Origin of the sequence: Streptomyces mutabilis (assembly GCF_046628145.1) — a bacterium.
GTDB lineage: Bacteria > Actinomycetota > Actinomycetes > Streptomycetales > Streptomycetaceae > Streptomyces > Streptomyces mutabilis.
Genome location: NZ_CP176874.1, coordinates 1,915,365 through 1,941,679, shown reverse-complemented (window position 1 = coordinate 1,941,679; position 26,315 = coordinate 1,915,365). Strand labels below are relative to the sequence as shown.

Here is a 26,315-nt window from a genome sequence, read left to right as displayed (position 1 = left end):
CGCGGGGCGGCCCGCAGGCCGCCCCGCCTTCCCATCCAGCCCCATACGTAACGGAAAGCGAGCACTACGACAGCCATGGCTGAGGCTCAGAACATCCCGGTCGGTTCCACGACCGCCGGTGCGATCGCGGTGGCCGCCGAGGCCGACTCGACCGTCGCCACGCGCATGAGCGCGCCCCCGTCCTTCGACGTGGCGGACTTCCCGGTCCCGCACGGCCGCGAGGAGGAGTGGCGCTTCACCCCGCTGGAGCGGCTGCGCGGCCTGCACGACGGCACCGCCACCGCCACCGGCGAGGGCGTCAAGGTCGCCGTCGAGGCCCCCGAGGGCGTCACCGTCGAGACCGTCGGCCGCGACGACGCACGGCTCGGCCGCACCGGCAAGCCCGTGGACCGCGTCGCCGCCCAGGCGTACTCCGCCTTCGAGCAGGCCGGCGTGATCACCGTCCCCAAGGAGACGGTCCTCACCGAGCCCGTCCGCATCGCCGTGCACGGCGAGGGCGGCACGGCCTACGCCCACCAGGTCATCGAGCTCGGCGCCTTCGCCGAGGCCGTCGTGGTCATCGACCACACCGGTGACGCGGTGCTCGCCGCCAACGTCGAGTACGTCCTCGGCGACGGCGCCAAGCTCACCGTCGTCTCCGTCCAGGACTGGGACGCCAAGGCCGTCCACGTGGGCCAGCACAACGCCCTCGTCGGCCGTGACGCGAGCTTCAAGTCGGTCGTCGTCACCTTCGGCGGCGACGTGGTCCGCCTGCACCCGCGCGTGCAGTACGCCGGTCCCGGCGGCGAGGCCGAGCTGTTCGGCCTCTACTTCACCGACCGGGGCCAGCACCAGGAGCACCGCCTCCTGGTCGACCACAACGTCCCGCACTGCAAGTCCAACGTCGTCTACAAGGGCGCGCTCCAGGGCGACGACGCGCACGCGGTCTGGATCGGCGACGTGCTCATCGAGGCCAAGGCCGAGGGCACCGACACCTACGAGATGAACCGCAACCTCGTCCTCACGGACGGCGCGCGGGTCGACTCCGTGCCGAACCTGGAGATCGAGACCGGCGAGATCGTCGGCGCCGGCCACGCCTCCGCGACCGGCCGCTTCGACGACGAGCAGCTCTTCTACCTGATGGCGCGCGGCATCCCCGAGATCGACGCCCGCCGCCTGGTGGTCCGCGGCTTCTTCGCCGAGCTGGTCCAGCAGATCGGCGTCCCGGACATCGAGGAGCGCCTGCTCGCCAAGATCGAAGAGGAGCTGGAGGCGTCGGTCGCATGACCTTCGTACGCGTCTGTGGAGCGGGCGAGCTGGAGGAGGACACCCCGAAGCGGGTGGAACTCGACGGCACGCCGATCTCCGTCGTGCGCACCGAGGGCGAGGTCTTCGCGATCCACGACATCTGCTCGCACGCGAACGTCTCCCTCGCCGAGGGCGAGGTCGACGACTGCCACATCGAGTGCTGGCTGCACGGCTCGCGCTTCGACCTCCGCTCGGGCAAGCCCGACAGTCTGCCGGCGACGCGCCCCGTCCCCGTATACCCCGTAAAGATCGAAGGGGACGACGTGCTCGTCTCCCTCACCCAGGAGTCCTGAGGCACCCATGGCAACGCTTGAAATCCGAGACCTGCACGTCACCGTCGAGGCCGACAACGCCACGAAGGAGATCCTCAAGGGCGTCGACCTCACCGTGAAGCAGGGCGAGACGCACGCCATCATGGGCCCCAACGGCTCCGGCAAGTCGACTCTCGCCTACTCCCTCGCGGGTCACCCCAAGTACACGATCACCAGCGGCACCGTCACCCTCGACGGCGAGGACGTCCTGGAGATGTCCGTCGACGAGCGCGCCCGCGCCGGCCTCTTCCTCGCCATGCAGTACCCGGTCGAGGTCCCCGGCGTCTCCGTCTCCAACTTCCTGCGCACCTCCGCCACCGCCGTGCGCGGCGAGGCCCCCAAGCTGCGCACCTGGGTGAAGGAGGTCAAGGAGGCCATGCAGCGCCTCAACATGGACCCCGCCTTCGCCGAGCGCAACGTCAACGAGGGCTTCTCCGGCGGTGAGAAGAAGCGCCACGAGATCCTCCAGCTGGAGCTGCTCAAGCCGAAGATGGCGATCCTCGACGAGACCGACTCCGGCCTCGACGTCGACGCCCTGCGCGTCGTCTCCGAGGGCGTCAACCGGGTCCGCGAGACCGGTGAGGTCGGCACCCTGCTGATCACGCACTACACGCGCATCCTGCGCTACATCAAGCCCGACCACGTCCACGTCTTCGCGGCCGGCCGCATCGCCGAGTCCGGCGGCCCCGAGCTGGCCGACAAGCTGGAGGCCGAGGGCTACGAGGCATACACGAAGGGTGGCGTATCCGCGTGACACAGCTGCCGGGCCTCCTCGACACCGAGGCGATCCGCAAGGACTTCCCGATCCTGGACCGCGTGATCCACGACGGCAAGAAGCTCGTCTACCTCGACAACGCCGCGACCTCGCAGACCCCGCGCCAGGTCATCGACGTGCTCGACGAGTACTACGAGCAGCACAACGCCAACGTCCACCGTGGCGTGCACGTCCTCGCCGAGGAGGCCACGGCGCTGTACGAGGGAGCGCGGGACAAGGTCGCGGAGTTCATCAACGCGCCCTCCCGTGACGAGGTGATCTTCACCAAGAACGCCTCGGAGTCCCTCAACCTCGTGGCCAACATGCTGGGCTGGGCCGACGAGCCCTACCGCGTGGACCACGAGACCGAGATCGTCATCACGGAGATGGAGCACCACTCCAACATCGTGCCGTGGCAGCTGCTCGCGCAGCGCACCGGCGCGAAGCTCCGCTGGTTCGGCCTGACCGACGACGGCCGCCTGGACCTGTCCAACATCGACGAGGTCATCACCGAGAAGACGAAGATCGTCTCCTTCGTGCTGGTCTCCAACATCCTGGGCACCCAGAACCCGGTCGAGGCGATCGTGCGCCGCGCCCAGGAGGTCGGCGCGCTCGTGTGCATCGACGCCTCCCAGGCCGCGCCGCACATGCCGCTGGACGTACAGGCCCTCCAGGCCGACTTCGTGGCCTTCACCGGCCACAAGATGTGCGGTCCGACCGGCATCGGCGTCCTGTGGGGCCGCCAGGAGCTGCTGGAGGACCTGCCCCCGTTCCTCGGTGGCGGCGAGATGATCGAGACCGTCTCGATGCACTCCTCCACGTACGCCCCGGCGCCCCACAAGTTCGAGGCGGGTACGCCGCCGATCGCCCAGGCCGTGGGTCTGGGCGCGGCGATCGACTACCTCAACTCGATCGGCATGGACAAGATCCTCGCCCACGAGCACGCGCTGACCGAGTACGCGGTCAAGCGGCTGCTGGAGGTGCCGGACCTGCGCATCATCGGCCCCACCACGGCCGAGGAGCGCGGCGCGGCGATCAGCTTCGCGCTCGGCGACATCCACCCGCACGACGTGGGCCAGGTCCTCGACGAGGAGGGCATCGCGGTCCGGGTCGGCCACCACTGCGCCCGCCCCGTCTGCCTGCGCTACGGAATTCCTGCGACCACGCGAGCGTCGTTCTATCTGTACTCCACGCCGGCCGAGATCGACGCACTGGTCGACGGCCTGGAGCACGTACGGAACTTCTTCGGCTGACGGGACGAGCGAAGAGCATGAAGCTGGACTCCATGTACCAGGAAGTCATCCTGGACCACTACAAGAACCCGCACGGGCGGGGCTTGCGGGATGGCGACGCCGAGGTCCACCACGTCAACCCGACATGCGGTGACGAGATCACGCTCCGCGTGAAGTACGACGGCACGACGATCAGCGACGTCAGCTACGAGGGCCAGGGCTGCTCGATCAGCCAGGCGAGCGCCTCCGTGCTGAACGAGCTGCTGGTCGGCAAGGACCTGGCCCGGGCACAGCAGATCCAGGAGACCTTCCTGGAGCTGATGCAGTCCAAGGGCAGGATCGAGCCCGACGACGCGATGGAGGAGGTCCTGGAGGACGCGGTCGCGTTCGCCGGGGTCTCGAAGTACCCGGCCCGGGTCAAGTGCGCCCTGCTGAGCTGGATGGCCTGGAAGGACGCGACGGCCCAGGCGCTGGACGGCGCCGACGCCGAGAAGGAGACGACGGCATGAGCGAGACCGTGGAAATGAAGCCGGCCTCGGAGGAGGAGCTCCGCGAGGCCCTGATGGACGTCGTGGACCCCGAGCTGGGCATCGACGTCGTCAACCTCGGCCTGATCTACGGCATCCACGTCGACGACGCGAACATCGCGACCGTCGACATGACCCTGACGTCGGCGGCCTGTCCGCTGACCGACGTGATCGAGGACCAGGCCAAGTCCGCCACGGACGGCCTCGTCAACGAGCTGCGCATCAACTGGGTCTGGATGCCGCCGTGGGGCCCGGACAAGATCACGGACGACGGCCGCGAGCAGCTGCGCGCGCTCGGGTTCAACGTCTGAGACACCCGCTTGCGAGAACGGCGACGCCCATCGGGCGTCGCCGTTCTCGTGTGTGCGGGACCCTCGTTATGTACGCTCGTACACATGGGATATCTGCTCCTGGCCGGAGCCATCGCCGCCGAGGTCGCCGGGACCACCGCCATGAAGTACAGCGAGGGTTTCAGCAAGCTGGGCCCCTCCCTGCTCACGGCACTCGCCTACGTGCTCTCGTTCGCACTGCTCGCCCAGACCCTGAAGGTCCTCGCCGTCGGCACGGCGTACGCCATCTGGGCCGGCGTGGGCACCGCGGCCATCGCCGCGATCGGCGTGCTGTTCATGGGCGAGGGCATGACCGTCACCAAGGCCGCCGGCATCGCGCTGATCATCGTCGGTGTCGTCGTCCTCAACCTGGGCGGCGCGCACTGATGCCGCGCCGGCACGACCCCGAGCGACGGCAGCGCATCATCGACGCGGCGATCCGGGTCGTCGGACGGCAGGGCATCGCGGGCCTCAGCCACCGCACGGTCGCCGCCGAGGCGGACGTCCCGCTCGGCTCGACGACGTACCACTTCGCCACCCTGGACGAACTGCTCGTCGCCGCCCTGCGGCAGGCCAACGAGGGCTTCGCCGAGGTGGTCGCCGGGCACCCGGCGCTGGCCGATCCCGACGCGGATCTCGCGGGCGAACTGGCCCGGGTCCTCGGCGAGTGGCTGGGCGGCGACCGCACGGGGGTGGAGCTGGAGTACGAGCTGTATCTGGCTGCCCTGCGACGGCCCGCGCTGCGGCCGGTGGCCGCGGAATGGGCGGAGGGCGTGGGTGCGCTCCTTGCCGCTCGGACGGATCCGGTGACGGCGCGGGCACTGGTGGCGGTGCTGGACGGGATCTGTCTGCAGGTGCTGCTGACGGACTCGGTGTACGACGAGGGGTATGCGCGGGAGGTGTTGGCTCGGGTGCTGGGCGGGGCGACCGGCACGTGAGATGCCCGGTGGTCGGTTCGCACCGGGGCGCCCCCGCCGGTTAGGTTGCCCTCATGACCGACACGACTGCTTCCCGCACCACCGGCGCCGTGGCCGCCGGGCTTGCCACGATCGCCGCCGACGGCACCGTTCTCGACACCTGGTTCCCCGCCCCCGAACTCGTCGCCGAGCCGGGCCCGTCCGGCACCGAGCGCCTCACCGCCGAGCAGGCCGCCGAACTCCTCGGCGGCGGCGCCACCGCGGCGGTCGGTCCCGACGCCCGCCGCGGCGTCGAGGTGGTCGCGGTCCGCACGGTCATCTCCTCGCTCGACGAGAAGCCGGTCGACACGCACGACGTCTACCTGCGCCTGCACCTGCTCTCCCACCGCCTGGTCAAGCCACACGGCCAGAGCCTGGACGGCATCTTCGCCCACCTCGCCAACGTCGCCTGGACCTCGCTGGGTCCGGTCGCCGTCGACGACATCGAGAAGGTCCGCCTCAACGCCCGCGCCGAGGGCCTGCACCTCCAGGTGACCTCCATCGACAAGTTCCCGCGCATGACGGACTACGTCGCCCCCAAGGGCGTGCGCATCGCCGACGCCGACCGCGTCCGCCTCGGCGCGCACCTGGCCGAGGGCACCACCGTCATGCACGAGGGCTTCGTCAACTTCAACGCCGGCACGCTCGGCACCTCGATGGTCGAGGGCCGCATCTCCGCGGGTGTCGTCGTCGGCGACGGCTCCGACATCGGCGGCGGCGCCTCCACCATGGGCACCCTCTCCGGTGGCGGCAACGTCCGCATCACCATCGGCGAGCGCTGCCTGGTCGGCGCCGAGGCGGGCGTCGGCATCGCGCTGGGCGACGAGTGCGTGGTCGAGGCCGGCCTCTACGTCACCGCCGGCACCCGCGTGACCATGCCCGACGGCCAGGTCGTCAAGGCCCGCGAGCTCTCCGGCGCCTCCAACATCCTCTTCCGCCGCAACTCGGTCACGGGCACCGTCGAGGCCCGCCCGAACAACGCGGTGTGGGGCGGCCTGAACGAGGTCCTGCACAGCCACAACTGATCGACCGGGGCCCCGCTGCGCCGACCCGCCCTCCCGACGCGTCCGTACGCGGTGCGCCGGGAGGGCGTTCAGCGTTTCAGGGCCCGGTAGCGCTTCAGCAGCGCGGTGATCCGGTCCCGGTCGGCCGCGCCGTTGAGCTCGGTCAGGAGGTCGTCGGGGCACAGCTCGTAGAGGTCGCCCCAGAAACGGTGACCCCGGTTGTCCCAGATCCGGTATCCGCCCGGGACGCCCCGGGCCACGTAGCGTCGTCTGCCCACCGGGTGACCGTAGGCGTCCGGGTGGTGTCCCGCCAACGCCTTTACCGCCCCGTGCCTCGCGCGCCCCCCGCACGTACGGATGACGCCCCGTGACCTTGTGGTGGTCTTGGCGGATGAACGGGTGGACGCAGAGTCCGATCAGACGCCGATCCGACGAAACGAGGACCTGGTATGACGAACGAGCGGGCGAGGACCGTGGCGCGTTGGCTGGCCGGGGCGGGGGCCGCAGCGCTGGTGTGCTGGGCCCCGGCCGGGGCGGCGCACGCCGACGAGACCACCACCGGATCGCACAACGGCCCCCGCGTCGGTCTCCTCAACGTCCACGTCGGGCAGATCGACGACCCGATGGAGGACGTCCTGGAGCACACCCTGCTCTTCGGCGACGGCTACACCTGGAGCTGACCGGGACCGGCGGCCAACTCCTCGTACGCCGTCAGCAGGGCGTCGGTCGTCGCGCGGTCCGCGGCCCGCAGCGGGGCGCGGACCGGGCCCGCGGGCAGGTCCAGGGCGCCCAGCAGCGCCTTCGCGGTGACCGCGCCGGGCAGGCCCGCCGTCATCATCGGTTCGATGAGCGGGAGTGCCCGGCGTTGCAGCAGGGCGGCCCGTCCGGTGTCGCCCGCGTCGAAGGCGTCGAGGACGGCGCGGAACAGTTCCGGCACGACGTTCGCGACCGTGCTGACGTAGCCCGCCGCGCCGACCGCGTACAGGGCGAGGACCTGCTCGTCGCAGCCCGCGTAGTACGCCAGATCCGTGCGGGAGAGCACCCGCTGGGTGCCGAGCAGGTCGTAGGAGCAGTCCTTGACGGCGACGATCCGCGGGTGGTCGGCGAGCCGGGCGAGGGTGTCGGGTTCGACGCGGGTGCCCGTGCGGCCGGGGATGTCGTAGACGACGAGGGGCAGACCGGAGGCGTCCGCGACCTCCCGGAAGTGCGCCTCCACCGCGTCCTGCGGAGGCCTGCTGTAGTACGGCGCGACCACCAGCAGCCCGTCCGCGCCGGCCTTCTCCGCGGCCAGCGCCAGCTCCACCGTGTGCCGCGTGTCCGCGGTGCCCACCCCGGCGACCAGCGTCACCCGGTCGCCGACGGCCTCACGCACCGCCGTGACCAGTGCCGCCTTCTCGGCGTCCGTGGTGGTCGGCGACTCGCCCGTGGTGCCGGACAGCACCAGGCCGTCGCAGCCGCCCGACACCAGCCGGCCGGCGAGCCGCTGGGCGCCCTCGAGATCGAGGGCGCCGGACTCGGTGAAGGGCGTGACCATGGCGCACAGGGCGCGGCCGAAAGGGGCGGGGGAGCGGTGGTCCGTCGTCATGGAAGTAGTGTCGGCACGTCAACCGTGCAGCTCTACTTAAATTTGCTACGAGATACCGGTAAGGGAAGCTGAGAGGTCGCTGTGCCGACACCGGCGGGGGTAGCGCCGCTCCGCCGGGGGTACCCGGGGTGCTCCGAACCGAGAGGAGGCGGAACCGTGACCGGGACCATGCACACCAGGCCGGTGCGCGACGAGCAGCACTCCGTGGGCGAACTCGTCGGTCAGGCCACCGAACAGCTCTCCCGGCTCGTGCGCCAGGAAGTGGCCCTCGCCAAGATGGAACTGGCGGAGAAGGGCAAGCGCGCCGGGCGCGGCGGCGGGATGCTGGGCGCCGCGGGCGCCATCGCGTACGTCGGTCTGTTCGCCCTGGCCGGCACGGCCATCGCCGCGCTCTCGCTGGCGCTGCCCGTCTGGGCCGCGGCGCTCATCGTGACGGCGGTGCTCTTCGTGATCGCGGGCGTGCTGGCCATGATGGGCCGCGCCCAGCTCCGTCGCGCCGTGCCCCCGAAGCCCGAGGCGACCCTCGGCAGCGTCAGGACCGACGTGGACGTGATCAGGGAAAGGGCGCATCGATGACCGACGCGACGAGCGGGGACGGCACGAGGGCCGGCTCCACCGCGCAGCCGGCGGGCGGGGCCAAGGGCCCCGACGAGCTGCGGCAGCAGATCGAGCAGACCCGCAGCCAGCTCGGCGACACCGTGGAGGAGCTGGCGGGCAAGGCGGACGTGAAGGGCCGTGCCAAGGCCCGGGCCGCCGACCTCAGGGACAAGGCCGGCGCCATGACCGTGCAGCTGCGCAGTTCCGCCGCGCACGCCGGCCACGCGGTGCAGGGCAAGGCGCACCGGGCCGGTCACGCCGTCCAGGACAAGGCGGGCCAGGCCGGTCACGCCGTCCAGGAGAAGACCGGGCAGGCCGGCCACGCGGTGCAGGGCAAGGCGGGCAGGGCCGGGCACACCGTCGAGCGGCGCGTGCCGGGGCGGGCGCGCGGCGTGGTCCGGGTGGGACTCGACCATCCCCGTGCGGCCCTGGTCGCCGGTGCGGCGGCGGGCGCGCTCGTGGCGGCGGGCGTGTTGCGGCGCCGTCACCACGGGCGCTGCTGACGGCGCCGGACACACGGTTCGAGGAGGGGCCCGCACGGGGCGGGTCCCTCCTCGAACCGTGAACTGCCGCAGGGCACTTGACCTCAACCTTGGTCGAGGTCGGAGAGTGGTGCGTGCACCGGACGCCGCAGAGGCGTCCGACGAACCACCGATCGATGGAGGCCGGCATGACCCGCCGCACCGACACCCACCCCGAACTGGCCCGCCCCGACGTCCAGGCACCCTTCTTCAGCACCTGGCGGGTGGGCACCCCCGAGCGGCAGCGGCAGACCGTCGACGCCATCGCCCGTACCTGGGAGAGCCGGCCCTGGCCCGCCGACGACCTGCTGGGTTACCACGTCTACACCGGCCACGACGGCAGCACGCTGCTGCACCACTCGCAGTGGGCGAGCGAGCAGGCCTACGAGGCCTTCTTCAAGACCCACCGCCAGGAACGCGTCGACGAGATCGACACCGCCGTGCCGGGCATCGAGCGGCTGTGGCTCGGCCGGTACCGGCACTACCGCAGCCTCACCCGCGAGGACGGCGGCACGGCACCCGTCCCGGGCTGCGTCGTCATCGTCGACATCGAGTTCGAGGGCCCGGACCCCGACCGGCAGCGCGCCTGGGTGGACGCCGTGTTCGAGGCCCTGGAGAGCGAGCCGGAGCCGCACCCCGGAGGCATCTCCGCCCACTTCCACCTCAGCACGGACGGCACCCGCGTCCTCAACTACGCCGAGTGGGACAGCGCCCAGGCCCACATCGACGCCCTCGCCGCACCGGGCGACGGCATCGGCTCCGGATCGGACCTGTGGAAGCGGGTGCAGAACTGGCCGGGCATGACCGGCGGGGGGGTCAGCCGCTACGACCACGCCCTCGGCCTCGTGCCCCGCTGAACCCGCCCCCACCGAGCGCCGGTCACGGACGGAACCGCAGCACCTGCGGGTCGTGGTCGCTGATCTGGTCGTGGAACTCGGCGTTGACGTGCACGCTGTCGTACGACAGGCGCCCGCCCCACCGGATCGACGGGCTGACCAGGATCTGGTCCAGGACCTGGCTGTTGCCCTGGTAGACGTACGAGTAACGCTCGCTCTCCGGCAGCGACTTGACCGCCGACCACAGGACGCCGTCGTCCTCCAGGAGGCGGGTGGTCGTCGAGAACTCGAAGTCGTTGATGTCGCCGAGGACGACGACGTCCGCGTTCTTCTGGGTCGCCAGTACGTCCTTGACGAAGGTGTTGACGACCTTCGCCTGCGCGTGGCGCTGGGTCTCCGAGCCGCGCGCCGGCGGCTGGTACTGCGCCGTCAGGCCCTGGTCGCCGCCCTTGGAGTTGAAGTGGTTGGCGACGACCACGACCGTCCGGCCGCGGAAGGCGAACTCGCCGGCCAGCGGCTTGCGGCTGTCCTCCCAGGCGGCGTTCGCCGGGTCCACGCGGCCGGGGGAGTGGGTGAGCGCCGCCTTGCCGCGCACCTTCGTCACGCCGGTCGCGGTGGTCGCGTCGCCCGCACCGCGGTCGGTGAAGGAGACCCGCTCCGGGTCGAACAGGAACGCCTGGCGGATGTTGCCGCCGGGCTGGCCGCCGTCCTCGCCGTCGGCCGGGTCGATGCCCCGCCAGTCGTAGCGCGGGCCGCCGGCCGCGACGATCGCGTCGATCAGCTTGCCGACCGTCGCGTCGGCGGCCACCGTACCGTCGTCCGTGGCGCCGTTGTTGTCCTGGATCTCCTCCAGGGACACGATGTCGGGCGACGCGAGGTTGTGCACGATCGCCTCGGCGTGCGCGGCGAACGTGCCGTCGGACGGGTCGAGGTTCTCGACGTTGTACGTCGCCACCGCCAGCTCGCGGCCGCTCTGCCGGCGCGTCGACTCCCGCTCCAGGCCCCCGCTCTCCAGCGTGCCGATCTCGCTCGCGACCATCGTGTAGCCGCCGTACTGGTTGTAGTCCAGCGGGCCCGAGGTGGTGCCGGCGAGGGTGTCGCCCACGTTGGCGTCGGGGAAGTCGGCCGGCTTGCCCAGGGACTGGATCTGGAGGCGGCCGGTGTTCTGGGAGTCGTACGAGCCGTACACCGTGCCGCCGCGGCGGTTGGCGTTCTCCCAGGGCTTCACCGTGACCCACAGCTCGGTGTACGGGTCCGAGGCGCCGACGACGCGGGCGTCGGCGACGCGGACGTTCATGCCCTCCAGGGACTCGTAGAGGTCCAGGGCGTACTTCTCCGGCCGCAGCGTCAGGCCGTTGACCGAGCCGTTCGCGGCCTCGTCGCCCTCGGGGGCGTACGCGCGCGGCACGGACCGGGCGGAGACCGTCGTCGCGGCCGGGACCTCGTTGCCGCTGGAGACGACCGTGAAGGTCGGGCGGGTGATCTCGGTCAGCGACTGGTTCCCGGAGGAGGTGCCGCCCGGGACGTACTCCGAGACCGTGCCGGACACGGTGACCGCGTCACCGACGGCGACGCCCTTCGGGGTGGAGCCGGTGAAGACGAAGACGCCCTCGCTGGTGGCCGGGTCGGCGTCCGGCCTCGGATCCTGGATCCAGAAGCCTCTGGAGGAGCCGTAGCCGCGGACCCCGGTGACGATTCCGGCCACGTCGGTGACCTGCTTGCCCGCGTACGGCGACAGCCGGGTGCTGCCCTGGATGTCGTGGACGCGCACGGAGTCGGCGTGCGCGGGGGAGGTGAGGACGACGGTGGACGTCACCGAGCAGACGGCGGCGACGGTGAGCGCGGCGAGGCGCGCGGAGGACTTGCTGGCCAACGGGATCCCTCCGGGGACGTGACAGAGCGCCGGGACGAGGGTGGGGCATGGGACGCGAGGGGTCGCAGGGCACCCGCGGACCTGAGTGAAGCAGACCTGGGTGAACACTTGTCCCCCCGCTTTCTACGCGCGTCAATCTCCTGCCTGCTCGGGCCGGTTGTCAAGGTTTCGGCCATGTACGCCACCCGTCGGGGAGATGAACCGGGCGGCATGCTGCCAAACCCGTCTAGGCTGAGCGGCTGAGCCGTACGGCGTCCGGATGGCCGTGCGGCCGTCGAGACGCGGCCGAGAACGGCCGCCCGGACGCGGCCCCACGGCCGTCAAGGCGCGCGAGGAGAAAACAGCCGATGTCAGACCGCTCCACCCTGCCGCCCGCACGGTTGCGCCCCGAAGCGGAGCTGGCTCGCGACGCGCTGTCCACGCCGCTGCTCGCCCGGGCGGCCCGGCTGGCCCGCTGGGCCGGCCCGGAGACCCGCGTGGACGCCGGCGGCGGGCTCGTCGAGGAGCAGTTGCCCGCGGCGGCCGGTGAACTCGGGCTGACCGGCGACGACGCCGCGGCCCACGCGAGCGAGGCCTGGCGGATCGCCGTGGACACCGGGCTCGTCGAGATCACCGACGAGGAGGCGGGCACCGTCGCGGCGGGCGACGACCTCGCCCTGCTCACCGGCGGCTCCCCGCAGGACGTGCTCGGGGTGTGGCTCACCGCGCTGGAGACGGTGCTCGCGGACGCGAGCGTGCCCGACCTCGACGACCTGGTCGACGCGATGGCCGAGGGCGGCACGGTCGACCTGTCGTCCCTGGACTGGGACCCGGAGGCCGAGGCGGAGTTCCTGGACGGGGTGCTCGGCAACCTCTACCTGCTCACCGTCGGCGAGGACGGGGCCGGCGACACCCCCGTGCCGCTGCCCGCGCTGGCCGCGTCCGTGATCGTGCCCGGCGACATGGGCGAGCCCACCAACGACGTGCTGGAGCAGGTCTCCGACGCGATGATGCGGCTGGACGACCAGTTCCGGATGCTGGAGCCCGTCGGGCTCGTCGCCTACCGGCCGGTGGACGAGGCCCTGATGGCCGACGCGGACGAGGAGCCGGCCGCGCCCGTCGACGAGGCCGACGTCGCCCGCTACGGCATGGTGCGCCTGACCCCCCTCGGGCTGTACGGGCTGCGTTCGCGGCTCCTGGAGGCCGGCTTCGACGTACCCGCCGTCGGCGACCTCGCCGACAAGGGCGCCGACGCGCTGCTCGACGGCACGGCCCCCTTCCCGCCGGCCGCGGCCCACGCCGAGACCGAGCTGTGGCTGGCCGGACGTGGCGCGCTCGACGCCGCCCGCGAGCTCCTGGCGGCGGCCCGCGGCTCGGACACCGGCGCGCCCCTGCGCCGGCTGCGCTGCCAGCAGGCGCTGTCCCTGGTCGGCGCCGAGGCGGAGCCCGCGCTGCGGGAGGTCCTGGACGACCCCGAACTGGGCGGCCTCGCCCGGGTCTGGCTGACCGAGCACGGTGCGCCGGACGTACCGGTACCGCCGCAGGAGATGGTCTTCTGGCTGACCATCGACACCGTGGCCGCGCAGCTCGCGGCCGAGGGCAACTCCGAGGAACTGCGCGCCCTGGTGGAGGGGCTGGCCCGGCAGCACGGCGGGTTCTTCGACACGGCCTGGCGGGTCGACCACCCGGCCACGCCGGACGTCCTGGAGGCGATGGGCCGGCTGCACCCCGACAAGAAGGTCGCCAAGGAAGCGCGGAAGGCGGCGTTCAAGGCGCGGTCGCAGCACGGGGGCTGACAGCGGCATCGGGACGCTCGGGCCGGGTCCGGCGGATCCGGCACGGCACCCGGCCGGGACGGGTGGTGCGACCGGCACCGCGGGGTGTCTCCCCGCCCACCCGTGCCGCCCTCGGGGGTGCCGTCGTTCAAGCGACGGGGGAGGCGCGTGCCCGCGCCGGCGTGCGGAGTCACGCAACCCGGCAGGGAAAGGTCGCGCCCAGTTCAACCGCCGTTCAGACGTGGGCGCGACCGTGACGCCGAACGAGGTCCGCCACCCTCCACGGCACGTCCACCGTCACAGGAGACACCATGTCGCTCACCCGCAGGGACTTCGCCGGCCGATCCGCGCTCACCGGCGCCGGAATCGCGCTGGCGGGCAGCGTCGGCGCCCTCGCCACCGCCCCGAACGCCCTCGCGTCCACGGACACCGAGAGCGCGGGGGAGGAGCACGGCAGAGGCCACGGACACGGGCACGACCACGGCGGGGTCGGCTACGGTCCCCTGCTCCCCGACCCGGACGGCATCCTCGCGCTGCCCGCCGGCTTCCGGTACGAGATCCTCACCTACAGCGGCCGGACCAGGCTGGAGTCGGGCGAGTACACCCCCTCCAACCACGACGGCACCGCCACCTTCGACGGCCCCCGCGGCACCACCCTCCTGGTCAACAACCACGAACTCGGCGGCCACCGCGACGGCTGGGAGCACCCCGTCCCCCTCACCGAGGGCCTCGTCTACGACCCGGCCGCGGCCGGCGGCTGCACGGTCGTCGAGGTCCGCCGCGGCGGCCACGTCGCCGAATGGGTCGGCATCGCCGGCACCGCCCAGAACTGCGCGGGCGGCAGCACCCCGTGGGGCACCTGGCTGACCTGCGAGGAGACCGAGGACAAGGCCGGCGAGGAGGGGATGACCAAGGACCACGGCTACGTCTTCGAGGTCGACCCCGCCGACCGCCGCGCCAACCGGGACCCCGAGCCGATCAAGGCGCTGGGCCGCTACGCCCACGAGGCCGTCGTCGTCGACCCCAAGCGCGGCCACCTCTACCTCACCGAGGACGCCTCCGGCCCCAACGGCCTCTTCTACCGCTGGGTCCCGCCGCAGGGCTTCCGCCACGGCCGCGGCCGGCTGCGCACCCTCGCGGACGACGCCGGTGTCCTCCAGGCCTTCAAGTGCTTCGACTCCGGTGGCAAGTTCGTCGACGACCTCTCCCGCGCGACGAAGACCGGCACGGTCTACGGCGTCGACTGGGTCGACGTCCCCGACCGCGACGCGCGGAACACCTCCGTGCGCAAGCAGTTCACCGACGCCCGGATCACCCGGGCCCGCAAGCTGGAGGGCATGTGGTGGGCCGACGGCGGCGCCTACATCGTCTCCTCCTTCGCCCGTGACGAGAGCCCCGGCCGCCCGCACGACGGCCAGGTCTGGTTCTACGACCCGAGCCGCCGCACCCTCACCCTCAAGGTCCTCCTCGGTGTCAACCCCGATCCGTCGGCGGACGGCGCCTTCGACGGCCCCGACAACATCACCGTCTCCCCGTACGGCGGCATCGTCATCGCCGAGGACGGCGACGGCGTCCAGCACCTGTTCGGCGCCACCGACAGCGGGCGCACGTACCCCATCGCGCGCAACGACCTGAACGTCGGCTCCGAAGAGGAGCCCGAGTACAGCGAGTTCGCCGGCGTCACCTTCTCGCCCGACGGGAAGACCCTTTACGCCAATATCCAGAACCCCGGCATCCTGCTCGCCATCACCGGCCCCTGGAAGCGGCAGAAGCGCCGGTGATTTAATTCGCTCGCCCGAGCGGCGGCCGCCCTTTTAGAGTGATGAACGTCCAGGTGCGAAGGCAGGACCTACTTCCACTCATAATGGGGCGGCCACGGGTTCGAGTCCCGTCACCGGCACACGCGCCGGTGTAGCTCAGGGGTCAGAGCACCTTGTCGGTTCCGCCGACCTGAACTCTGGACACCGAACTTCGCACCTCCCGGTGCGCGGGCTGCGGCTACTTCGTTGCAATCGAATCCAAGGCCGCCGCCGATCTGATCTCGGGAGGCGCAGCAGATGGCGGGTGCCCGGTGCGCAGGCAGCGGATACTTCCTTTGACCGGACGGTTGCGGGTTCGAATCCCGTCACCGACCTCGGGTCGGTGTAGCTCAACGGCAGAGCATCCGAATGTTCCGTCGCCGATCCCGACCTCGGGCGCCCTCCTTCTGCCGTGCCTCCCACCGAAACGAATTCGGGGGAATTCACCATGGCGCGATTCAACACCAAGGCGGCGAAGGCGCAGCCCACCTCGCGCGTGACGTCGACGGGCCGCGTACTGCGCACCTACGAGGGCGGCCGGGGCCGCGAGCGTGACGCACGCTCCGAGCTCTTCCTGCTGGCGGTCGCCAACTTCGTCTCGCAGCAGACCTTCTACGAGACCGGCGCCGCCCGCGACGACCGGTTCGCCACGCTCGTGCGTGAACTCGCCGTCACCGACCCGTCGTGGACGGCCGGCCTGCTCGGCTGGCTGCGCGGCGAAGGCAACCTGCGCACCGCCTCGATCGTCGGCGCCGCCGAGTACGTCAAGGCCCGCTTCGACGCGGGTGCCACCGACGGCCCGGCCAACCGGCAGGTCGTCGCCTCCGTCCTCCAGCGGCCCGACGAGCCGGGCGAACTGCTCGCGTACTGGACGTCGACGTACGGGCGTGCCGTTCCCAAGCCGGTCAAGCGCGGGATCGCCGACGCCGTACGGCGGCTCTACCACGGCAAGTCGCTGCTGAAGTACGACACCGCGTCCAAGGGGTACCGCTTCGGCGACATCCTCAACCTGGTCCACGCGGCGCCGGACCCGGACAAGCCGTGGCAGGGAGAGCTGTTCCAGTTCGCCCTCGACCGCCGGCACAACCCGGACACCGCGATGCCGCCCGCCTCGAACCGCGTCCTGACCGCGCACCGCGAACTGATGGCGCTCCCCGTCGACCAGCGGCGGGCGGTCGTCACCGCACCCGACGGTGCCGAGCGGCTCGCGGCGGCGGGCATCACCTGGGAGATGCTGGCCGGCTGGCTCCAGGGCCCGATGGACAAGGCGGCCTGGGAGGCCGTGATCCCGTCCATGGGCGCCATGGCGCTCGTCCGCAACCTGCGCAACTTCGACGAGGCCGGCGTGTCCGACGAGGTCGCGGAGCGGGTGGCGGCGCGGATCAGCGACCCGGCCGAGGTGGCGCGCTCGCGGCAGTTCCCCTTCCGCTATCTCGCCGCGTACCGGCACGCCCCGTCGCTGCGCTGGTCGTACGCGCTGGAGCGGGCGCTCGGCCACTCGCTGGCCAACGTGCCCGCGCTGCCCGGGCGGACGCTGGTCCTCGTGGACCGTTCCGGCTCGATGTTCTACTCGCGGATGTCGGACCGTTCGGAGCTCAACCGGGCCGACGCGGCTGCGGTCTTCGGGGCGGCGCTCGCGCTGCGGGCGGCGGACGCGGACCTCGTCGAGTTCGGCACGTTCAGCAATCGTGTGGAGTACCGCCGGGGCGAGTCGGTACTGAAGATCCTCGACCGCTTCGGCGACCTGGGCGGCACGGACACGACCGAGGCGGTCCGCCGGCACTACCGGGAGCACGACCGCGTTCTGATCGTCACCGACGAGCAGTACGCGTACCACCGGCACGGCGACCCGACCGAGCAGGTCCCGGCACACGTTCCGGTCTACACCTGGAACCTCGCCGGGTACCGCGCGGGCCACGGCCCGTCGGGCACGGGCAACCGGCACACCTTCGGCGGCCTCTCGGACGCGGCCTTCCGGATGGTGCCGCTGCTGGAGTCGGCCCGGGACGCCGACTGGCCCTGGGCGGCCTGAGGCGGCCCCGGCGGTCCACCGCGGCCCGCACCCGTGCGTGGGTGCGGGCCGCGCCCTTGTCGGCCGACACGCTGACATCTAACATTTCAGCTGTGGAGGCCATCCGACCCGTACCCCGCACCCTGCTGCGCGACCGCGCCCACGCGGCGATCCGCGACGCCATCGTCGCCGGAGAGCTCGAGCCGGGCGCGATCGTCCGCGACGCCGACCTGGCCGAGCGGCTGGGGCTGTCCCGGGCGCCGGTGCGCGAGGCGTTCTCCCGGCTCGTGGACGAGGGCCTGCTGGAGAGCAAGCCGCAGAGCTACACCCGGGTCACCCCGGTCCTGGCCGAGGACGTGCGGGACGCCGCGGCCGTCGTCGGCGCCATGCACGAACTGGTGACGCGGGTCGCCGTCGCCCGGCTGACGCAGGCGGACCTCGACACGATGCGCGCGGCCAACGAGCGCTTCGCCGCGGCCGTCCGCGCGGGCGACGTCGACGGCGCCCTGCGCGCCGACGACGACCTGCACCACGTCCTGGTCCGCGCCGCCGGCAACCGGGCCGCCGCCGCCACCGTCGCCCGCTACACCCCGCTCATCCGCCGCCTGGAGCGCCGCCGTTTCGGCGAGGGCGGCAGCTGCCGCTCGGCCGGACTGCACGACCGTCTCATCGACGCCTGCGCGACCGGCGACACGGAGACGGCGCTGCGGGTCACGGCGGACATCTGGCGTGGCCTCGAAGACCTCGCCGACCCCGACTGATCCGGACCGAACCCGACCGGTCCGGACCTGTCCGGCCCCGTCCGGACCGAACCGACGCAACCGGACCCCCCTGGAGGGCACATGTCCCTTTCCTCGTACGAGCGTTACCCGCTGCTCCTCGGCCCTTCGCCCGTGCACCGGCTCGACCGGCTCACCGAACACCTCGGCGGGGCCGCGCTCTGGGCCAAGCGGGAGGACCTGAACTCCGGCATCGCCTACGGCGGGAACAAGACCCGCAAGCTGGAGTACCTGGTCGCCGACGCCCTCGCCCAGGGCTGCGACACGCTCGTCTCCATCGGCGGGGTGCAGTCCAACCACACGCGCCAGGTCGCGGCCGTCGCCGCGCGGGCCGGGCTGAAGTGCGTGCTGGTGCAGGAGAGCTGGGTGGACTGGCCCGACGCCGTCTACGACAAGGTCGGCAACATCCTGATCTCCCGGCTGGCCGGGGCCGATGTGCGGCTGGTGCGGGCCGGGTTCGGGATCGGCTTCAAGGAGAGCTGGGAACAGGCGCTCAAGGAGGTCGAGGACGCGGGCGGCAAGCCCTACGCCATCCCCGCCGGTGCCTCCGACCACCCGCTCGGCGGGCTGGGCTTCGCCGGCTGGGCGTACGAGGTCGCCGAGCAGGAACGGGAACTGGGCGTCTTCTTCGACACCGTCGTCGTCTGCTCGGTGACCGGCTCGACCCAGGCCGGCATGGTCGCCGGCTTCCGTGCGCTGGAGGAGGCGGGCGGCCGGACCCGGCGGGTGATCGGCGTCGACGCGTCCGCCGAACCCGCCCGCACCCGGGAGCAGATCGCCCGGATCGCGCACCGCACGGGACAGCTCATCGGCGTGACGGCGGAACTGACCCAGGCGGACGTCGAACTGGACGAGCGGTACCACGCGGGCACCTACGGCGTCCCCGACGACACCACGCTCGCGGCGATGCGGCTCGCCGCCCGGACCGAGGGCATGGTCACCGACCCGGTCTACGAGGGGAAGTCGATGGCGGCGCTGGTCGACCTGGTGGGCCGCGGCGAGATCGGCCGCGACGCCACCGTCCTCTACGCCCACCTGGGCGGGCAGCCGGCGCTGAACGCGTACAGCGCGCTGTTCTAGTCCGCGGGGCACCGTGCCGCTCCCGTACGTCTCGGAGGGGGCCGTCCACCGGATCGCGGCGTCCGCGCGGGCCGGGCGGCGGCGCGCGGGCGCGCGGTAGGGTTCGGCGTAAGACCCCGGTGTTCAGGAGTAGTGGGATGGCGCAGGTCAGGCCCATGCGTGCGGATGCCCGCCGCAACCGTGAGCGGCTGCTGGAGGTCGCGGCGGCGGCCTTCGCCGAGCACGGGGAAGGCGCCTCCCTGGACGACATCGCCAAGCGCGCGGGGGTCGGGACCGGCACGCTGTACCGGCATTTCCCGACGCGGCAGGCGCTGCTGGAGGCCGCCTACCTCGACCGGATCGAGGCGATCGCGGCCCGTGCGGACGTCATCGCGGCCGAGCGGGCGCCGGGTGAGGCGTTGCCGGCGTGGCTGAACGAGCTCGCCGCCGGAATGATCGAGGTGCGCGGGATGAAGGCGTTGCTGGGCACCGCCGTCACGGCCGGCGGCTCGGCGGTGGACACGGCGTGCGGCGACTGCCTGCGGGGCGCGGCGGAGCGTCTGGTGCGGGCGGCGCGGGAGGCCGGGGCACTGCGGCGGGACGTCGAGCCGATCGAGGTGCTGCGGCTGGTGCACGGGGTGGCGACGGCGGCCGGTGCGACGCACGAGGAGGGCGGGGACGTCGGGAGGTCCGTCCGCCGGTACCTGTCGCTGGTGTGGGACGGGTTGCGCGGATAGGCCGTGCCGGTGGGGCGCTCCCGGCACCCTCTGCCGGGAGCGCCCCACCGGGCCCGTTGCCTACAGCGCCTTCGCCGCCGGCTTCACCATGCCCCGCACCGTGCGGGACTTGACGAACTCGCCCATGGCGGTCATCTCCCACTCGCCGGAGAACTGGCGGATCAGCTTCGCCATCATCACGCCGGTCTGCGGCTCGGCGCTGGTGAGGTCGAAGCGGACCAGCTCCTCACCGGACGCGGCGTCGATGAGGCGGCAATACGCCTTGGCGACCTCCGTGAACTTCTGCCCGGAGAACGAGTTGACCGTGAAGACCAGTCCGCTGACCTCCTGGGGGAGCCGGCCGAGGTCCACGGTGATCACCTCGTCGTCGCCGCCGCCCTCACCGGTGAGGTTGTCCCCGGAGTGCTTGATCGCGCCGCCGACGATGGACAGCTTGCCGAAGTAGCAGCTGTCGATGTGGTTGCGCTGCGGGCCGTAGGCGATGACCGACGCGTCCAGGTCGATGTCCTTGCCGCGGTACGCGGGCTCCCAGCCGAGACCCATCTTGACCTGCGACAGCACCGGACGGCCGCCCTTGACGAGGGAGACGGTCTGGTTCTTCTGGAGGCTGACCCGGCCCTTGTCGAGGTTGATCTTCCCGGCGCCCGGGGCGGGGGCCGGCGGGGCGGCCGGCGCCGCGGGGGGAGCGGCGGGCATAGTCGGCGCTGCGGCGGGCGGGGGCGGGGGAGTGGCCGCCTGCGACCGCGCCGGGGGTGCGGACTGGGCGGGGGCGGCGGGCTGGGCCGGGGCGGCCGGCTCCTCCACCGTGACGCCGAAGTCGGTGGCGATGCCGGCCAGGCCGTTCGCATAGCCCTGGCCGACCGCGCGGGCCTTCCAGGCGCCGTTGCGCAGGTAGACCTCCACGATCACCAGGGCGGTCTCGGTGCCCAGCTGCGGCGGGGTGAAGGTGGCGAGGACGGAGTTGTCGTCCGCGTTGCGGATGGTGGCGGTGGGTTCGATGCCCTGGAAGGTCTGCCCAGCCGCGTCCGGGCTGGCGGTGACGACGATCTTCTCGATGCCCGGCGGGACGGCGGCCGTGTCGACCACGATCGCGTCCGGGGCGGTGCCGCCGCCGGAGCGGTAGGTCACGCCCTGGCCGGTGGGCTGGTTGTAGAAGATGAAGTCGTCGTCGGAGCGCACCTTGCCGTCGGCGGTGAGCAGCAGGCCCGATACGTCGAGCCGCACGGGCGCGGCGACGTCCACCGTCACGCGGGCGGCGGAGAGGGGGATGTTCGAGCCGGGGGTCATAGCTGTCATGCCGGGTGAACGAGCGAGGGCGTTTTACCGTTCCCTTACCCGGGGGCCAATCGGGTCGGCGGTGCGGTCGGCACACGCGCACCGCGGCACGGGTCCGGTCCCGGCGGTTGCGTTCCCGGTGCGCTGTGCGCCGGTCGGCGCCCCCCTACCCCGTGTGCCGGGTCCTGGTGGCCCGCCTCCCCGGTGCGCCGGCCGTGCCGGGCAGGTCAGAGGGCGTGTGCCGTCCGTTCGCCTCCCCACGCCGCCCCCCTCGGTTCCGGCGGGGGCCACCGACGGGGGCGCGTGCCGTCCGGAACAAGCCGTTCGGGGTCTGGTGATACGACTTATCCCCGGTGTCTTGCCTGTGCCGCGTGCCGCCCCGCTATCTGGTGTCCCCGCCGACGGCCGCACGGATGGCCGACGGCACCGCTCACATCGAGGTGATGGCATGAAGAAGGCGTACGAGGCTCCGACGCTCGTCCGGCTCGGGTCGTTCCGCGAGAAGACCGGGCTGCTGCAGCGCAACGGCAACGACCGACTGATCCTCAGCAAGAACTGACGGCCGGCACGTAGCGCGACTAGATGTCCGACATGCACGAGAGTGCGGAACCGGGTCGCGGCGACGCCCACTTCGCGGTCCTCCCCGACTGCGAGGAGGCGGCCGTCGCGGCCCGCTTCTTCCGCCGCCCCGGAACCCGCGTCCTGCCCCACGCCTCGGGCCGGCCCTGGCTCGTCGGCCGGTGGTCCGGCACGGAGATCACCACGGCTCGGGCGGGCACCACGGCCCTCGCCGTCCTCGGCTGGTGCCCGGCCGACGAGCAGCGGCTCGAACGCCGGGCCGCACGCCTGCGCGACCTCACCGAACTCGACACCCTGGCCCGCTCCCTGCCCGGCAGCTTCCACCTGGTGGCCACCCACCGCGGACGGCTCCGGGTGCAGGGCACCGCCTCCGGGCTGCGCCTGGTCTTCCACGCGCGGATCGGCGGCGTCCACGTCGCCGCGACGAGCGCGGACCTGCTCGCCGAGGCCCTGGGGAGCAGCCCGGACACCGGCCGGCTGGCGGTCCGGCTCCTGTGGCCGGTGCCGCATCCCCTGTACGAGACCTCCGTCTGGCGGGGAGTGGACGCGGTCTCCCCGGAGGACGCCCTGCTCGTCTCCGCGGACGGACAGAAGGTCAGCACCGCACGCTGGTGGCGGCCCCCGGAGCCCACCCGTACCCTCGCGCAGGGCGCCCCGGCCGTCCGCGAGGCACTGGCCGAGGCCGTCGACGTCCGGACCCGGGCGGGCGGCGTGGTCAGCTGCGACCTGTCCGGCGGACTGGACTCCACCTCCGTCTGCTTCCTGGCCGCCCGCTCCACCGCGTCCGTGGTGGCGGCGACCTGGCCCGGACGGGACCCCGCGGACACCGACCTGGCCTGGGCCGCAAAGGCGGCGGAGCACCTCCCCGAGGTCGATCACGTCGTCTGGGACGCGGACGCCTCGGCCCTGGTCTACTCGGACCTGCTCGGCATCGACGACCTGCTAGACGAGCCGACCATCGGCGTGATGGACCGCTCACGCGTCCTGCAACACCTGCCGTGGCTCGCCGAGCGCGGCAGCCGGGTGCACCTCACCGGCATCGGCGGCGACCACGTCGCCTGGTGCTCGGAGGCGTACTACCACCGACTGCTGCGGACCCGCCCGCTGTTCGCACTGCGCCAGTTGCGGGGTTTCAGGGCCCTGTGGAACTGGCCCCTCGGCGGCACGGCGAGCGCCCTCGCCGACTCCCGCGCCTACCCGCGCTGGCTGGCGGACTCCGTCCGGCACCTGCGCGATCCGATGCCGGAGTCCTCGGTGACCGGCAGCCTCGGCTGGGGGATGTCCCCCCGCCTGTTCCCCTGGATGACCGCCGAAACGGAACGGCCGGCCCGCCGGGCCCTGCTGGACTCCGCCGCCCGGGCCGAGCCACTGCACCCGGACCGCGGCCTGCACACCGACCTGGAGCTGATCCGCACCTGCACGCGCATCGTCCGGCAGTGGGAGCGGATGGCGGCCCGGGCGGGACTCCCGATGGCGTCGCCGTACCTGGACGACCGCGTCATCGAGGCGTGCCTCGCGGTGCGGCCCGACGAACGCGTCACGCCGTGGCGGTACAAACCGCTGCTCACCGAGGCGATGCGCGGAGTCGTCCCCAAGGAGTGCCTGCGGCGGGCCAACAAGGCCGAGGCGTCGATGGACGCGTCCGACGGGCTGCGCCGCCACCGGGGAGACCTGCTGGCCCTGTGGACCGGCTCCCGGCTGGAGGACCTCGGCCTGGTGGACGGCGGGGAACTGCGCCGGCTCGCGCAGCGGCCCTCCGCGCCGGGCCTGCGCGACGCGATCCTCTACTCGACCATCGCGTGCGAGGTGTGGCTGCGCTCCCGCGACCGCGCCCCACTCCCCGGATCCACCGTCGGATGACGCGAGACAGCAGAAAGGCGCCGCTCCCATGACGCTCCGATTCGACACCGACGTCTCCACCGCGCAGACCCAGTACGGAACCGTGCTCCTCGACCAACGCACCGGTGAGTACTGGGAACTCAACCCCACGGGTGAGCTGGTGGTGCGCACCCTCATGGACGGCGGGGACGAGGCGGCCGCCGTCGCGGCGCTGGTCGCGCGGTTCGAGATCGACCGGGACCGCGCCGAGCAGGACGTGAGGGCGCTGCTGCGCGACCTCCGGGCCGCCGGGCTGGCCTCATGACCACGCCCAGTGCCCTGGACCGGCCCACCGGAGTCCCCCTCGCCCGGCGACTGGCCGCCCGTCTCGTCCTCGTCCCCGCGCTGGCCCTGTCCTTCCTGCCCCCCGGCGCATCCGCGCCGTACTGGAGCGGGTGCGCCGCGGTGCGCGGCCCGCCACCGCCGCACAGGCCGCGGCGGCCCGGGACGCGCTCTGCGCGGTGAGCCTGCGCTGCGCCGGGCCGCGCGGCTGCCTGCCGCGCTCGCTGGGGGCAGCCCTGCTCTGCCGCCTCCACGGGACCTGGCCCACGTGGTGCACGGGGGTGCGCAAGGTACCGCCGTTCTCCGCCCACGCCTGGATCGAGGCCGACGGCCGTCCGGTGGGGGAAGGCGCCCCGGACGACTACTTCGCGCGGCTGGTGACGGTGGCCCCGGCGCGGCGGACGCGGACGTGAGCGAAACGGCCGTCGCGGACGACGCCCCACCCGGCACCGGACCCGGCGACCGCGGACCGGCCCCCCGCGCGGCGCCTGCGGGGGGCCGGACGGCGCGGGGCTCGGTCGCCTCCCTGTTCCGCCTGACGTCCGGCCACCGGCGCAGCATCACGGTGGCGACCGCCCTGACCCTGGTCGCGTCGGCGCTCGGACTCGCCCAGCCGCTCGTCGCCAAGCACGTCGTGGACTCCAGCGCCCACGGTGAGCTGCTGTGGCCGCTCCTGCTGCTGCTGTGCGGACTCTTCGCCGCGGAGGCCGCCGCGGGAGCGACGGGCCGGTTCCTGCTGGACCGCATGGGCGAGGGCGTGATCCGCGTGGTGCGTCACGGGCTCGTCTCGCGGCTGCTGCGGCTGGAGATGCGCGAGGCGGACCGGCGTCGCGGCGGCGACCTGGTCTCCCGGGTCACCGCCGACACGACCCTGCTGCGGGACGTCGTGTCCCAGGCACTGGTCGACCTGCTCACCGGCTGCCTCGTCTCGGCCGGGGCGCTGCTGCTGATGCTGTGGCTGGACCCCTTGCTGCTGCTCCTCGTCGTGGCGACGGTCGCCCTCGCCGCGGCCGTCGTCACCACGCTCCTGAAGGGCATGCGGGTGGCGTCGCAGCACATGCAGGCCTCCGTGGGCGCCGTCGCCGCCGAACTGGAACGCGCCCTCGGCGCCCTGCCGGTGGTCCGGGTGTACCGGGCCGAGGAACGCGAGGCGCGCCGCATCGGCGAACGGGTGGACTCGGCCTACCGGTCGGGCGTGCGGGCGGCGAAGCTGGCCGCGGTCATGAGCAGCGCCGTCGAACTCGCGGTCCAGGGTTCCTTCCTGCTCGTCCTGGTCGTCGGCGGCATGCGGGTCGGCAGCGGGGGCGCCGACTCCCTCGGCGATCTGGTCGCCTTCCTGCTGTACGCGTCGTACCTGGTCATGCCGCTGTCCTCGGTGTTCCGCGCCATCGGCCTGATCCAGCGCGGCACGGGCGCCTGTCTGAGGATCGACGAAGCTCTGGCCCTTCCCCAGGAACCGCCGGAAGCCCCGCAGCCCCAGGAACCCCCGGCGCAGTCCGGCCGCACGGCCGCCGGCACACCGCCGGCCGCCCCGCGCTCCCCGGCCCCCGCGCTGGAGCTGACCGACGTCCGCTTCGGCTACGTCCCGGACCGGGCGGTGCTGCGCGGGGCGAACCTCACCGTGCCGCGGCGCGGACTGGTGGCACTCGTCGGCCGTTCCGGAGCCGGCAAGAGCACGCTCTTCGCCCTGGTCGCGCGCCTGTACGAACCCGACGCCGGGACCATCCGGTTCGAGGGCCGCCCGACCGCTGAGCTGAGCCGCCGGGAGTGCCGCGCGGGCATCGCCCTCGTGGACCAGAACACACACGTCCTGGAGGGCACGCTGCGGGAGAACATCACCTACGCGTCCCCCGGAGCCCCCGACGACGAGATCCTCCGCGTCGTACGCCTGACCCGGCTGGACCACGTGGTGCGGCGGCTGCCGGGGGGCCTGGACGGCAGACTGGGCGACCGCGGCGGCACCCTGTCCGCCGGGGAACGCCAGCGCGTAGCCCTGGCCCGGGCCCTGCTCGCCCGTCCGCGGCTGCTCCTCCTCGACGAGCACACCTCGCACCTCGACGCAGTCAACGAGGCGGCGCTGATCCGGACACTGAGCGCCGTCAGCCGGGACTGCGCGGTGCTCGTCATCGCGCACCGCCTCGCCACCGTGCGGCACGCCGACCGGATCGTCGTCCTCGAGGACGGCCGCACGGTGGCCTGCGGCCGGCACGACGAACTCCTCGCCACCAGCCCGGCCTACCGGGAACTGGCCACCGCCCACGTCCTGAACGGTGACCCGGCCCCGGACGACGGCGAGTGCTGAGCCGGCCCGCCGTCCGCCAGGCGGGCGTGACGGCTAGGAGAGCGTGAC

At 72.8% G+C, this 26,315-nt stretch carries 27 protein-coding genes, 1 tRNA gene and 1 pseudogene; 25 read left to right on the top strand and 4 right to left on the bottom strand.

Annotated features, from left to right (window positions below; all coding sequences use genetic code 11):
- The first annotated feature begins 75 nt into the window (after positions 1-75).
- The 9 genes from sufD (at position 76) to dapD (ending at position 6,421) form a co-directional block, all read left to right on the top strand.
- Positions 76-1,266, top strand: a complete 1,191-nt coding sequence (gene sufD / locus ACLIN4_RS08605; RefSeq protein ID WP_100047431.1) for a Fe-S cluster assembly protein SufD — start codon at positions 76-78, stop codon at positions 1,264-1,266.
- Entirely contained in the window at positions 1,263-1,580 is a 318-nt protein-coding gene (locus ACLIN4_RS08600; protein ID WP_073721582.1) for a non-heme iron oxygenase ferredoxin subunit, read from the top strand. Before sufD ends, ACLIN4_RS08600 begins: the two co-directional genes overlap by 4 nt.
- 7 nt (positions 1,581-1,587) lie before the next feature.
- A complete protein-coding gene (gene sufC / locus ACLIN4_RS08595) occupies positions 1,588-2,352 on the top strand; it encodes a Fe-S cluster assembly ATPase SufC (RefSeq protein ID WP_043374310.1) in 765 nt (254 codons plus the stop codon).
- Positions 2,349-3,605: a cysteine desulfurase gene (locus ACLIN4_RS08590; protein WP_219178194.1), complete on the top strand. Its 1,257-nt coding sequence runs from the start codon at positions 2,349-2,351 to the stop codon at positions 3,603-3,605. Before sufC ends, ACLIN4_RS08590 begins: the two co-directional genes overlap by 4 nt.
- 17 nt (positions 3,606-3,622) lie before the next feature.
- A complete protein-coding gene (gene sufU, locus ACLIN4_RS08585; RefSeq protein WP_100047433.1) occupies positions 3,623-4,093 on the top strand; it encodes a Fe-S cluster assembly sulfur transfer protein SufU in 471 nt (156 codons plus the stop codon).
- Complete coding sequence (locus ACLIN4_RS08580) at positions 4,090-4,422, top strand: metal-sulfur cluster assembly factor (RefSeq protein WP_009187969.1); 333 nt, start codon at positions 4,090-4,092, stop codon at positions 4,420-4,422. Before sufU ends, ACLIN4_RS08580 begins: the two co-directional genes overlap by 4 nt.
- Positions 4,423-4,506: 84 nt before the next feature.
- A complete protein-coding gene (locus ACLIN4_RS08575) occupies positions 4,507-4,827 on the top strand; it encodes a DMT family transporter (RefSeq protein WP_290014022.1) in 321 nt (106 codons plus the stop codon).
- Positions 4,827-5,378 carry a TetR/AcrR family transcriptional regulator gene (locus ACLIN4_RS08570; RefSeq protein WP_107477924.1) on the top strand — a complete coding sequence of 184 codons (552 nt, stop codon included), beginning with the start codon at positions 4,827-4,829 and terminating at the stop codon, positions 5,376-5,378. Before ACLIN4_RS08575 ends, ACLIN4_RS08570 begins: the two co-directional genes overlap by 1 nt.
- 53 nt (positions 5,379-5,431) lie before the next feature.
- Positions 5,432-6,421, top strand: coding sequence for a 2,3,4,5-tetrahydropyridine-2,6-dicarboxylate N-succinyltransferase (dapD, locus tag ACLIN4_RS08565; protein ID WP_100047436.1), 990 nt, complete (start codon positions 5,432-5,434; stop codon positions 6,419-6,421).
- Between the two features lie 68 nt (positions 6,422-6,489).
- Here dapD and ACLIN4_RS08560 read toward each other — a convergent pair whose 3' ends face one another.
- Positions 6,490-6,678, bottom strand: coding sequence for a hypothetical protein (locus tag ACLIN4_RS08560; RefSeq protein WP_179342455.1), 189 nt, complete (start codon positions 6,676-6,678; stop codon positions 6,490-6,492).
- Positions 6,679-6,849: 171 nt separating this feature from the next.
- Here ACLIN4_RS08560 and ACLIN4_RS08555 point away from each other — a divergent pair, with 171 nt between their 5' ends.
- Positions 6,850-7,080 carry a hypothetical protein gene (locus tag ACLIN4_RS08555; protein WP_100047437.1) on the top strand — a complete coding sequence of 77 codons (231 nt, stop codon included), beginning with the start codon at positions 6,850-6,852 and terminating at the stop codon, positions 7,078-7,080.
- On the opposite strand, the gene dapA is transcribed toward ACLIN4_RS08555, so the two are convergent.
- The gene (gene dapA / locus ACLIN4_RS08550) at positions 7,065-7,985 is read right to left on the bottom strand and encodes a 4-hydroxy-tetrahydrodipicolinate synthase (RefSeq protein ID WP_381944056.1); all 921 of its coding nucleotides are present in this window, start codon (positions 7,983-7,985) and stop codon (positions 7,065-7,067) included. The genes ACLIN4_RS08555 and dapA overlap by 16 nt on opposite strands.
- A 156-nt stretch (positions 7,986-8,141) precedes the next feature.
- On the opposite strand from dapA, the gene ACLIN4_RS08545 reads away from it, so the two are divergent.
- From ACLIN4_RS08545 to ACLIN4_RS08535, 3 genes are all read left to right on the top strand, one after another.
- Positions 8,142-8,561, top strand: coding sequence for a phage holin family protein (locus ACLIN4_RS08545; protein ID WP_179342689.1), 420 nt, complete (start codon positions 8,142-8,144; stop codon positions 8,559-8,561).
- Positions 8,558-9,085: a DUF3618 domain-containing protein gene (locus ACLIN4_RS08540; protein ID WP_307652990.1), complete on the top strand. Its 528-nt coding sequence runs from the start codon at positions 8,558-8,560 to the stop codon at positions 9,083-9,085. Before ACLIN4_RS08545 ends, ACLIN4_RS08540 begins: the two co-directional genes overlap by 4 nt.
- A gap of 167 nt (positions 9,086-9,252) precedes the next feature.
- Positions 9,253-9,960, top strand: a complete 708-nt coding sequence (locus ACLIN4_RS08535) for an antibiotic biosynthesis monooxygenase (RefSeq protein ID WP_307652991.1) — start codon at positions 9,253-9,255, stop codon at positions 9,958-9,960.
- Between the two features lie 22 nt (positions 9,961-9,982).
- On the opposite strand, the gene ACLIN4_RS08530 is transcribed toward ACLIN4_RS08535, so the two are convergent.
- A complete protein-coding gene (locus ACLIN4_RS08530) occupies positions 9,983-11,812 on the bottom strand; it encodes an endonuclease/exonuclease/phosphatase family protein (RefSeq protein WP_411575635.1) in 1,830 nt (609 codons plus the stop codon).
- 347 nt (positions 11,813-12,159) lie between these two features.
- Between ACLIN4_RS08530 and ACLIN4_RS08525 the strand changes: the two genes are divergently transcribed.
- The 7 genes from ACLIN4_RS08525 (at position 12,160) to ACLIN4_RS08495 (ending at position 19,951) form a co-directional block, all read left to right on the top strand.
- Positions 12,160-13,587: a hypothetical protein gene (locus ACLIN4_RS08525; RefSeq protein WP_107479690.1), complete on the top strand. Its 1,428-nt coding sequence runs from the start codon at positions 12,160-12,162 to the stop codon at positions 13,585-13,587.
- Positions 13,588-13,877: 290 nt separating this feature from the next.
- Positions 13,878-15,347, top strand: coding sequence for an alkaline phosphatase PhoX (locus ACLIN4_RS08520; protein WP_107479691.1), 1,470 nt, complete (start codon positions 13,878-13,880; stop codon positions 15,345-15,347).
- Positions 15,340-15,466: transfer RNA gene (locus ACLIN4_RS08515), tRNA-OTHER, on the top strand. Before ACLIN4_RS08520 ends, ACLIN4_RS08515 begins: the two co-directional genes overlap by 8 nt.
- Positions 15,467-15,813: 347 nt before the next feature.
- The gene (locus ACLIN4_RS08510) at positions 15,814-17,397 is read left to right on the top strand and encodes a TROVE domain-containing protein (protein WP_411575634.1); all 1,584 of its coding nucleotides are present in this window, start codon (positions 15,814-15,816) and stop codon (positions 17,395-17,397) included.
- A 92-nt stretch (positions 17,398-17,489) separates the two neighbouring features.
- Entirely contained in the window at positions 17,490-18,137 is a 648-nt protein-coding gene (locus ACLIN4_RS08505) for a GntR family transcriptional regulator (RefSeq protein ID WP_100047445.1), read from the top strand.
- An 81-nt stretch (positions 18,138-18,218) separates the two neighbouring features.
- Entirely contained in the window at positions 18,219-19,235 is a 1,017-nt protein-coding gene (locus tag ACLIN4_RS08500; protein WP_100047446.1) for a 1-aminocyclopropane-1-carboxylate deaminase, read from the top strand.
- 137 nt (positions 19,236-19,372) lie between these two features.
- Positions 19,373-19,951: a TetR/AcrR family transcriptional regulator gene (locus tag ACLIN4_RS08495; protein WP_100047447.1), complete on the top strand. Its 579-nt coding sequence runs from the start codon at positions 19,373-19,375 to the stop codon at positions 19,949-19,951.
- A gap of 60 nt (positions 19,952-20,011) precedes the next feature.
- Here ACLIN4_RS08495 and ACLIN4_RS08490 read toward each other — a convergent pair whose 3' ends face one another.
- The gene (locus ACLIN4_RS08490) at positions 20,012-21,238 is read right to left on the bottom strand and encodes a TerD family protein (protein ID WP_289909860.1); all 1,227 of its coding nucleotides are present in this window, start codon (positions 21,236-21,238) and stop codon (positions 20,012-20,014) included.
- A 436-nt stretch (positions 21,239-21,674) separates the two neighbouring features.
- Between ACLIN4_RS08490 and ACLIN4_RS08485 the strand changes: the two genes are divergently transcribed.
- The 5 genes and pseudogenes from ACLIN4_RS08485 to ACLIN4_RS08465 all read left to right on the top strand — a co-directional run bounded on the left by ACLIN4_RS08485 (position 21,675) and on the right by ACLIN4_RS08465 (position 26,267).
- Positions 21,675-21,785, top strand: coding sequence for a keywimysin-related RiPP (locus tag ACLIN4_RS08485; protein ID WP_107063896.1), 111 nt, complete (start codon positions 21,675-21,677; stop codon positions 21,783-21,785).
- 23 nt (positions 21,786-21,808) lie between these two features.
- Complete coding sequence (locus tag ACLIN4_RS08480; protein WP_107480475.1) at positions 21,809-23,665, top strand: lasso peptide isopeptide bond-forming cyclase; 1,857 nt, start codon at positions 21,809-21,811, stop codon at positions 23,663-23,665.
- A gap of 28 nt (positions 23,666-23,693) precedes the next feature.
- Entirely contained in the window at positions 23,694-23,948 is a 255-nt protein-coding gene (locus ACLIN4_RS08475) for a lasso peptide biosynthesis PqqD family chaperone (protein WP_100049739.1), read from the top strand.
- Positions 23,945-24,378, top strand: a pseudogene (locus tag ACLIN4_RS08470) (lasso peptide biosynthesis B2 protein). Before ACLIN4_RS08475 ends, ACLIN4_RS08470 begins: the two are co-directional and overlap by 4 nt.
- Positions 24,375-26,267, top strand: a complete 1,893-nt coding sequence (locus ACLIN4_RS08465; RefSeq protein ID WP_382023363.1) for an ABC transporter ATP-binding protein — start codon at positions 24,375-24,377, stop codon at positions 26,265-26,267. The pseudogene ACLIN4_RS08470 and the gene ACLIN4_RS08465 overlap by 4 nt, the downstream one beginning before the upstream one ends.
- Positions 26,268-26,315 lie beyond the last annotated feature (48 nt).

Coding starts and splice junctions, on each gene's coding strand:
- ACLIN4_RS08535 (WP_307652991.1), top strand. CDS start 9,253: ATGACCCGCCGCACCGACACCCACCCCGAACTGGCCCGCCCCGACGTC.
- ACLIN4_RS08570 (WP_107477924.1), top strand. CDS start 4,827: ATGCCGCGCCGGCACGACCCCGAGCGACGGCAGCGCATCATCGACGCG.
- sufU (WP_100047433.1), top strand. CDS start 3,623: ATGAAGCTGGACTCCATGTACCAGGAAGTCATCCTGGACCACTACAAG.
- ACLIN4_RS08520 (WP_107479691.1), top strand. CDS start 13,878: ATGTCGCTCACCCGCAGGGACTTCGCCGGCCGATCCGCGCTCACCGGC.
- ACLIN4_RS08580 (WP_009187969.1), top strand. CDS start 4,090: ATGAGCGAGACCGTGGAAATGAAGCCGGCCTCGGAGGAGGAGCTCCGC.
- ACLIN4_RS08480 (WP_107480475.1), top strand. CDS start 21,809: ATGTCCGACATGCACGAGAGTGCGGAACCGGGTCGCGGCGACGCCCAC.
- ACLIN4_RS08575 (WP_290014022.1), top strand. CDS start 4,507: ATGGGATATCTGCTCCTGGCCGGAGCCATCGCCGCCGAGGTCGCCGGG.
- ACLIN4_RS08600 (WP_073721582.1), top strand. CDS start 1,263: ATGACCTTCGTACGCGTCTGTGGAGCGGGCGAGCTGGAGGAGGACACC.
- dapD (WP_100047436.1), top strand. CDS start 5,432: ATGACCGACACGACTGCTTCCCGCACCACCGGCGCCGTGGCCGCCGGG.
- ACLIN4_RS08555 (WP_100047437.1), top strand. CDS start 6,850: ATGACGAACGAGCGGGCGAGGACCGTGGCGCGTTGGCTGGCCGGGGCG.
- ACLIN4_RS08495 (WP_100047447.1), top strand. CDS start 19,373: ATGGCGCAGGTCAGGCCCATGCGTGCGGATGCCCGCCGCAACCGTGAG.
- ACLIN4_RS08485 (WP_107063896.1), top strand. CDS start 21,675: ATGAAGAAGGCGTACGAGGCTCCGACGCTCGTCCGGCTCGGGTCGTTC.
- ACLIN4_RS08540 (WP_307652990.1), top strand. CDS start 8,558: ATGACCGACGCGACGAGCGGGGACGGCACGAGGGCCGGCTCCACCGCG.
- sufD (WP_100047431.1), top strand. CDS start 76: ATGGCTGAGGCTCAGAACATCCCGGTCGGTTCCACGACCGCCGGTGCG.
- ACLIN4_RS08490 (WP_289909860.1), bottom strand. CDS start 21,238: ATGACCCCCGGCTCGAACATCCCCCTCTCCGCCGCCCGCGTGACGGTG.
- sufC (WP_043374310.1), top strand. CDS start 1,588: ATGGCAACGCTTGAAATCCGAGACCTGCACGTCACCGTCGAGGCCGAC.
- ACLIN4_RS08510 (WP_411575634.1), top strand. CDS start 15,814: ATGGCGCGATTCAACACCAAGGCGGCGAAGGCGCAGCCCACCTCGCGC.
- dapA (WP_381944056.1), bottom strand. CDS start 7,985: ATGACGACGGACCACCGCTCCCCCGCCCCTTTCGGCCGCGCCCTGTGC.
- ACLIN4_RS08500 (WP_100047446.1), top strand. CDS start 18,219: ATGTCCCTTTCCTCGTACGAGCGTTACCCGCTGCTCCTCGGCCCTTCG.
- ACLIN4_RS08525 (WP_107479690.1), top strand. CDS start 12,160: ATGTCAGACCGCTCCACCCTGCCGCCCGCACGGTTGCGCCCCGAAGCG.
- ACLIN4_RS08475 (WP_100049739.1), top strand. CDS start 23,694: ATGACGCTCCGATTCGACACCGACGTCTCCACCGCGCAGACCCAGTAC.